Origin of the sequence: Citrobacter sp. Awk 2, from assembly GCF_028069815.1 — a bacterium.
Lineage (GTDB): Bacteria > Pseudomonadota > Gammaproteobacteria > Enterobacterales > Enterobacteriaceae > Citrobacter.
Window position 1 is genome coordinate 20,147 of sequence record NZ_JANEWL010000063.1, and the last position, 7,040, is coordinate 27,186.

Annotated in this window: 9 protein-coding genes; all 9 read right to left on the reverse strand. The window is 55.8% G+C overall.

All coding sequences use genetic code 11. The annotated features are described in order from the left end of the window. Window positions 1–40 precede the first annotated feature (40 nt). Complete coding sequence (locus tag NNO02_RS15395; RefSeq protein WP_271455190.1) at window positions 41–1,108, reverse strand: carbon-phosphorus lyase complex subunit PhnI; 1,068 nt, start codon at window positions 1,106–1,108, stop codon at window positions 41–43. After that, a complete protein-coding gene (gene phnH / locus NNO02_RS15400; protein WP_271440947.1) occupies window positions 1,108–1,692 on the reverse strand; it encodes a phosphonate C-P lyase system protein PhnH in 585 nt (194 codons plus the stop codon). Before phnH ends, NNO02_RS15395 begins: the two co-directional genes overlap by 1 nt. After that, complete coding sequence (phnG, locus tag NNO02_RS15405; protein ID WP_271455191.1) at window positions 1,689–2,141, reverse strand: phosphonate C-P lyase system protein PhnG; 453 nt, start codon at window positions 2,139–2,141, stop codon at window positions 1,689–1,691. Before phnG ends, phnH begins: the two co-directional genes overlap by 4 nt. Next, window positions 2,142–2,867 carry a phosphonate metabolism transcriptional regulator PhnF gene (gene phnF, locus NNO02_RS15410; protein ID WP_271449273.1) on the reverse strand — a complete coding sequence of 242 codons (726 nt, stop codon included), beginning with the start codon at window positions 2,865–2,867 and terminating at the stop codon, window positions 2,142–2,144. It abuts the gene before it with no gap. 20 nt (window positions 2,868–2,887) lie between these two features. Next, window positions 2,888–3,667 (reverse strand): phosphonate ABC transporter, permease protein PhnE, encoded by a 780-nt coding sequence (phnE, locus tag NNO02_RS15415; RefSeq protein ID WP_016155398.1) that lies wholly within the window; start codon window positions 3,665–3,667, stop codon window positions 2,888–2,890. Between the two features lie 104 nt (window positions 3,668–3,771). After that, window positions 3,772–4,788 carry a phosphonate ABC transporter substrate-binding protein gene (phnD, locus tag NNO02_RS15420; RefSeq protein ID WP_271455192.1) on the reverse strand — a complete coding sequence of 339 codons (1,017 nt, stop codon included), beginning with the start codon at window positions 4,786–4,788 and terminating at the stop codon, window positions 3,772–3,774. Between the two features lie 23 nt (window positions 4,789–4,811). Further along, window positions 4,812–5,600 (reverse strand): phosphonate ABC transporter ATP-binding protein, encoded by a 789-nt coding sequence (phnC, locus tag NNO02_RS15425; RefSeq protein WP_271455193.1) that lies wholly within the window; start codon window positions 5,598–5,600, stop codon window positions 4,812–4,814. A 132-nt stretch (window positions 5,601–5,732) separates the two neighbouring features. Next, window positions 5,733–6,182, reverse strand: a complete 450-nt coding sequence (yjdN, locus tag NNO02_RS15430; protein ID WP_271455194.1) for a VOC family metalloprotein YjdN — start codon at window positions 6,180–6,182, stop codon at window positions 5,733–5,735. A 139-nt stretch (window positions 6,183–6,321) separates the two neighbouring features. After that, entirely contained in the window at window positions 6,322–6,657 is a 336-nt protein-coding gene (locus NNO02_RS15435; RefSeq protein ID WP_003031835.1) for a zinc ribbon domain-containing protein YjdM, read from the reverse strand. Window positions 6,658–7,040 lie beyond the last annotated feature (383 nt).

Consider the following 7,040-nt stretch of genomic DNA (forward strand, 5'->3'; position numbering starts at 1 on the left):
GGTCTGCTCATCAAGATAAGCAAAGTTGTAGCCGGAGAGGTTAGTGGTCACGGTCGGCCTCCTGTTGCAGGCGTTTAAGCAGTTCCAGTTCTGCCTGGAAATCGACGTAATGGGGGAGCTTGAGGTGCGAAACAAAACCCGCCGCCTCGACGTTATCCGCATGCGCCAGTACGAACTCTTCGTCCTGCGCCGGTCCCGTGACCGTTTCATCGTATTCGGCTGCCTGTAGGGCGCGGTCAACCAGTGCCATCGCCATCGCTTTACGTTCGCTCATGCCGAACACCAGCCCGTAACCGCGGGTAAAATGGGGGGATTCGTTTTCTGGCGCGACAAAGCCGTTAACCATTTCACATTCAGTCATTAGAAGTTCGCCGACGTTCACCGCAAACCCCAGCTCTTCCGGCACGGTTTCCAGAGCCACATAACCGCTGCGGATCTCCGCGGCGAACGGATGGTTGCGCCCGTAGCCACGCTGGGTGGAGTAGGCCAGTGCCAGCAGGTAGCCTTCGTCACCGCGCATCAGCTGTTGCAGTCGCGAAGCGCGTGAGCAGGGATAAACGGGGGGGGTGCGGGTGATATCGTCAGGCGTCGTGCCGCTATCCTCTTCACGTTTTGCCAGTCCTTGATTTGCCAGCAGAGAAAAGACGTGCGGAGAGGCGTCCTGCGTATTTTCTGCGCTGCGCAGCGGTGGCGTTTCACCATTGGCCAGCAGGGTAAAATCCAGCAGGCGATGGGTGTAATCGTAGGTGGGGCCTAACAGCTGTCCGCCGGGAATGTCCTTATAGACCGCAGAAATTCGGCGCTCAAGGCGCATTTCTGCGCTGTTAATCGGTTCGCTAACCGTCTGCTTTGGCAGTGTGGTGCGATAGGCGCGTAGCAGAAAGATGGCTTCGACGTTATCGCCGCTGGCCTGTTTTAGCGCCAGTGCCGCCAGCTCGCGGTCGGCAATGCCGCCTTCGGTCATCACCCGGTCGACGGCCAGGTTCATCTGTTGTTCGATTTGCGCCACGCTCAGTTCAGCAATGCTCTCATCGCCCCGGCGTCGACTTTCCTGCAGGGCATGGGCGTTGTCTATCGCCTTTTCGCCCCCTTTGACGGCGACATACATCAGCACACCTCCACATGGGTGGTTCGCGGAATAGCCAGCAGTCGTTCACCGCAGGTAAGGATCAGATCGACCCCCAGCGGGAACGGATGTGGGCGCTCGGTAAGTTCGTGAATCAGACATTCCGGTAGCTGTGGCGCGATCATGCGTTCTTCGGCAATGCCCGCTCCGGTCAGACGCAGCATGCGTCCGCCGCTTAAGCCTGCAACCTGTACAATCAATGTGGCACTGGTCTCTGGTGCCACAGCAGAACCCGCGGAGAGGGCATTCAGCTGTTCGCTGCTGATGCGTTCGTCGGCGACAGCAAAGGCGGCCTGTTGCGGCTGGTCCACCAGCGGCGCGTTGGTGTGAAAACGCAGGTTCTGCCGGGCGATATCGTTATCTATCGAGGGTGCCAGCCAGACAGGCGTGTCGCCATCGACCAGCGTCAGCAGCACGCTGGTGGTGGCCAGACCCAGCGGCTGCCAGCCGTGTTTCAGTTGATGCAGGGCGACGATTACACCCGGCTCGCTCATGGCCTTCAGCAGACGACGAAAGCTCTGTTGGGCATCCTGAACAGGTAAATTAAAGGCGGTTTGTAAGGTCATGCGTTATCTCCGCGTACCAGCGTGAAGAAGTCGACCCGGCTGGCGTTGACTTCGGCACGGCGTGCGCTGATCAACGCGTCGCGTTCCGCTTCCAGCGGGGCAATTAAGGTTTCCATTAGGTTCTGGAAATGCGTCTGTTCCTGCAGCAATGCGTCAATTACCGCGCACTGCTCGGCGTGTTGTTTATTGCGACCCAGCAGGTAGCTGTAGCCCAGCGTGCCGCTCTTCAGGCGAATAACCGCGCGGGTGAGCGTGGTGTCGCCCGCAAAGAAGCGATTACCGGTGCCGCCCATGCGGGCCTGGATCTGCATCAGTCCGCTTTCCGGGGCGCGGATAAGCTCATAGTCCGGCGTCAGTTTGAGCGCCTTGATACGCGCATTCAGGGCATCGGCCTTGCTGTAAGCCAGCGCGCGCATCCAACGCTGGCGAGTGGCGGTATCGAAATGCATTCAGTGCTCCATGGTGAATTCGATCATGTCGGCGCGGGTCAGGCTGACGGAATATTCCGCGGCCTGTTCTTCGCCTTCACGGTGGTTCAGGGTGCGCACGCACAGCAGCGGCGCCATGTTGGGGATTTCCAGCACCTTGCTCTCTTTGGCCTGTGCGCGGCGGGCGCTGATACGCGTTTGCGTGCGCAGGAGCGTCAGGCCCGACTGTTCGCGCAGGTAGTCGTGCAGTGAGCCGTGGTTAAAGCCTTGTAATAGCGGCCAGAGAGTGAGGTCGGAAAAATAGTGGTCGATTTGGCACAGGGCGATGCCGTTGACCCGTCGCAGGGTGCGCAGGTGGATGACGTTATCGCCCTCGTTAATACTCAGCGCATCAGCAATGTGGCTGGAAGCCGGACGCAGTACCGCCAGCAGTTTTTCGCTGGTGGGGTGGCTGCCCTGGTCCAGTAGGTTCTGGCTGAAGCGCGCCTGGGCATTCAACGGGTAGTCGAACGGGCGCATCAGCACCAGTACGCCCACGCCCTGACGACGTTGAACCCAACCGCGCTCAACCAACTGGTCAATGGCGCGGCGCAGGGTGTGGCGGTTTACCTCGTAACGCGCGGCCAGTTGATGCTCGGCGGGCAGGTAATCACCGCAGCGATAATGTTGACGAAGCTCCTGCTCAAGTCTCGCGGCAATTTCCTGATAACGCGTTGGATAACTGGTCGGATGTGTAGACAAGTGCATAGCAATCAATGCCTCGCTAGTCAGATAAAGTGCTTACGCAAACGCTGGGAGAGGAAATCCAGCAGACTGACGGTGACGATGATTAACACCATCAGGGCGCAGGTTTGCTGGAACTGGAAGCCGCGAATCGCTTCCCATAAGGTCACGCCGATACCACCGGCTCCCACCATCCCGACCACCGTGGCCGAACGAACGTTGGACTCAAAGCGATACAGCGAGTAGGAGATGAGCAGCGGCATGACCTGTGGCAGAACGCCGTAAAGAATCTCTTCAATCTTGTTGGCTCCGGTGGCGCGAATACCTTCTACCGGACCGGGTTCAATGGCCTCTACCGCTTCGGAAAGCAGCTTGGAGAGCACCCCGGTGGTGTGGATAAACAACGCCATTACCCCGGCGAACGGACCCAAACCAACGGCGACGACAAACAACATGGCGAAGACCATTTCGTTGATGGCGCGACAGGCATCCATCAGGCGACGCATCGGCTGGTAAATCCACCACGGCACGAGGTTATCGGCGCACATCAAACCGAACGGAATCGACAACACCACGGCGAGGGCGGTACCCCAGACGGCGATTTGTAGCGTGACGGCCATTTCACCGAGATAGTCCTGCCACTGGCTGAAGTCAGGTGGGAAGAAGTCGGCAGCGAAGGTTGCCATATTGCCGGAATCCTGGATCAGCGTGAGCGGGGCCATTTCGGCGCCTTTCCACGAGACCACCAGCACGGCGAGAAGAATGGCCCAGCTCAGCAGCGAGAACCAGCTACGCTTGGGCGGGGCGACGGTGATGGTTTGCATATTTAGCTCCGTGCGTCGGTTATTGCCGGATGGCGGCGCTTGCGCCTTATCCGGCCTACGATGTCCTGTAGGCCCGGTAAGCGAAGCGCCACCGGGCATCAGGGTTACTGCACTGCTTTGGTGACGCTGGTCATGGCGCCCAGCGCGGCGGTCAGACGGTCGAGATCATCAAGCTGTGCTTTCAGCGCCGAGGTTTTGCTGGTTTTTTCTTCTGCATTCAGGCCTTTGTTGTCTTTCACGCCCTGCATCTCTTTAAACAGCGCGAGTTGGCGAATCGGGACCAGTTGCAGATCGCTGGAGGCGCGGAACGGTGCCCAACCCAGGCGTTCCAGGACGGTTTTCTGCTCCGGCGTTTTGCCGTAGTTCATGAAGAAGTCGTACACCTTGTCCTTGGTGGTTTCAGAGAGGTTCTTACGCCAGACGATCGGATCGCCTGGGATCAGCGGTGACTTCCAGATAACCTTCAACTCTTTCAGCTTGTCCGGTGCGGAGGTTTTCAGCTTGTCGAGGTTTTCGGTGTTGTTGGTAGCCACATCCACCTGTTTGTTGGCGACGGCCAGCGCGTTGGTTTCGTGTCCGGCATTGACGGTGCGTTTGAAGTCGGTGGCGGAGATGTTGTTTTTGGCGAAGACGTAGTAACCAGGGACGAGGTAGCCTGAAGTGGAGTTAGGATCGCCGTTGCCGAAGGTCAGATCCTTACGTTTGGCGATCAGATCGTTCAGGTTGTTGATCGGACTGTCCTTGTTAACGATCAACACGCTCCAGTACCCCGGAGAGCCATCGGCAGCGACGGTCTGGGCAAACACCTGTCCGTTGGCGCGATCCACCGCTTCCATTGCTGAGAGGTTGCCGTACCAGGCGATATCGACTTTGTTAAAGCGCATTCCCTGGATGATCCCGGCGTAGTCCGGCGCAAAGAAGGCGTTCACTTTTACGCCCAGTGATTTTTCCATATCTTTCAGGAACGGTTCCCACTGTGGCTTCAGGTTTTGCTGTGATTCAGTCGAAATAATGCCAAAGTTCAGCGCTTTTTCTTGCTCTTCGGCATGGGCCGGGGTGAGCAGTGTGCTGAGACTAAACATGCTGGTGAAAGCCAGCGCGGCAACTGTCTTATAGCTCATTTCCATTCCTCATTGTGGGGATGTCAGGCAGCCTGCGCGTTCTGTTCGACGCGGTTCATGCTGCGGTAGAGATGATCAAAACGATCGTTATCGAAGTGCTGACTGCTGCCATCAAAGAAGACGTTCCCCTGACGCAGCGCGACAATGCGTTCGCAGTAGTGCAGGGCGTAATCCACCTGGTGCAGCGTGACGACCACGGTAATACCGTCGGTCTGGTTAATGTCGCGCAGGGTGTCCATCACGATGCGCGCCGATTCCGGGTCCAGCGAGGCAATAGGTTCATCGGCGAGGATCACTTTTGCCTGTTGCATCAGTGCACGGGCGATTGCGACGCGCTGCTGTTGCCCGCCGGAGAGCGTGGAAACGCGCTGATAAGCAAAGTGCGCCATACCCACGCGGGTCAGCGCCTGTAACGCGCGTTGCTTCTGCTCTGGCGTAAACCAGCTAAAACAGGTGCGCCAGAATGGCGTGCTGCCGAGCGCGCCAATCAGCACGTTCTCCAGTACGCTCAGTCGGTTCACCAGATTGAACTGCTGGAAGATGTAGCCGGTGTGGGCACGGCTTTTGCGGATGTCACGTGCCAGTCGGCCTTCATGTTGAACGGTACGGCCTAATAACTCGACGTGACTGCCCGGTGATTTATCACCCGTAATCAAACCGCTTAGATGACGTAAAAGGGTGGATTTGCCGGAGCCAGATGGCCCAAGCAGAGCCACCATCTCACCGGCACAGATATTCAGGTCAACTGCATTAAGCGCCTGATGTTGATTGAAGGATTTGGAGAGTTTCTCGACGCGAATAACCGTTTGCATGATGCGGCCTCCCTAAAAAAGTGGCCCCATCGTGGCGGATTAATGTGACGTTTTCGTTAAAGGAAGGTTACTTGGCGATGAAGAGTTGAGCGATATTTGATGACAGTCCGGGAGGACGAGCCTCCCGTTACATCACTCGGTAGGGGGTTGCTGTTGCTTGACGACGTTGATCATCCACGGCACGCCGTATTGGTCGGTTACTTTACCGAAACCATGTGCCCAGAAGGTCTCTTGCCAGTCCATTTCGATTTGTCCTTTTGCGGCCAGGTTATCAAACCAGCGCTTCCCTTCATCGACATTTTGCGTGTCAAGAACCAGCGTGAAGCCGGAGTAGTGGGCTTTTCCGGTGGCGACGCTATCGCTCATCATGATGTCGCTGCCTGCCACGCGCAGGTTGGCATGAGCAATGGCGGTATCGGGGAATTTCATGCCTGAAGGGCAACCTTCTTCGCAGTCCTGCGCGGATTTGGGCATTTCACCGAAGTTGATTTTGTAGAGTAGCTCAGCGCCTAACGTTTTTTGATAGTAGGCGATAGCGTCAGCGCAGTTGCCTGCAAAGGAGATATAGGGACTTAACGGCATAATTTTTACCTCAGGTAAAAGAAGCCAGTTAAGTGTAGATGTCGTGTGCAAAAACAAACCAGGCGGGAAGTATGGGTTTCCCGCCTGACAAATAAGCTGGAGCAGGCCTGATAAGCGTAGCGCCATCAGGCAAGTTAAATCAGTTCTTTTTCACAAACTCAGATTTCAGCTTCATTGGGCCAAAGCCATCAATTTTGCAATCGATGTTGTGGTCGCCTTCAACCAGGCGGATATTCTTCACTTTGGTACCGATCTTCAGCATGGAAGAGCTACCTTTTACCTTCAGATCTTTTACTACAGTAACGCTGTCGCCATCGGCGAGCAGGTTGCCGTTAGCATCTTTAACGATCAGTTCGTCGCTGTCCTGAGCGGGTTCAGCGTCGTTCCATTCGTGAGCGCATTCCGGGCAGATGAACATGCCGTTATCTTCGTAAGTGTATTCGGAGTTGCATTGTGGGCAGTGTGGTAATGACATGTGGATTTCCTCAAAAGTCAGCAGGGGCAAAAGCGCCCAAAAGTTGGCAGATTGCCGAAAAAGGCCGCAATTATACATAAAATCCCTGCTTTTGTCGGGGCTACAGGCCAATTATGCGCAACTATCTGTTGTGGCGTCAGGTTGCTTTCACGTCTATGAAAACCAGAAGGAATATTTTTTAAGGGAAATTGCTACGTTTAGTTATTTAAGATAAGGTGAGGCGAAACACCCGATATTCATAGGTAGCATGGCTTACAGACTAGCTAAGTCATTGTGAGTGAATACTTTGTGACCCCCTTAATTTTGGTAGGGGAATTAAGCTGGCATTGTTTAAAACTGAACTACTCTGTTTATCTTTCTTACTTAATATAGTAAGTGAGAGG

What these genes read in the sequence shown, in the direction of transcription:
- yjdN (WP_271455194.1), bottom strand. Translation starts at nt 6,182, where the DNA reads ATGCCGTTAAGTCCCTATATCTCCTTTGCAGGCAACTGCGCTGACGCT.
- NNO02_RS15395 (WP_271455190.1), bottom strand. Translation starts at nt 1,108, where the DNA reads ATGTATGTCGCCGTCAAAGGGGGCGAAAAGGCGATAGACAACGCCCAT.
- phnH (WP_271440947.1), bottom strand. Translation starts at nt 1,692, where the DNA reads ATGACCTTACAAACCGCCTTTAATTTACCTGTTCAGGATGCCCAACAG.
- phnF (WP_271449273.1), bottom strand. Translation starts at nt 2,867, where the DNA reads ATGCACTTGTCTACACATCCGACCAGTTATCCAACGCGTTATCAGGAA.
- phnG (WP_271455191.1), bottom strand. Translation starts at nt 2,141, where the DNA reads ATGCATTTCGATACCGCCACTCGCCAGCGTTGGATGCGCGCGCTGGCT.
- phnD (WP_271455192.1), bottom strand. Translation starts at nt 4,788, where the DNA reads ATGAGCTATAAGACAGTTGCCGCGCTGGCTTTCACCAGCATGTTTAGT.
- NNO02_RS15435 (WP_003031835.1), bottom strand. Translation starts at nt 6,657, where the DNA reads ATGTCATTACCACACTGCCCACAATGCAACTCCGAATACACTTACGAA.
- phnE (WP_016155398.1), bottom strand. Translation starts at nt 3,667, where the DNA reads ATGCAAACCATCACCGTCGCCCCGCCCAAGCGTAGCTGGTTCTCGCTG.
- phnC (WP_271455193.1), bottom strand. Translation starts at nt 5,600, where the DNA reads ATGCAAACGGTTATTCGCGTCGAGAAACTCTCCAAATCCTTCAATCAA.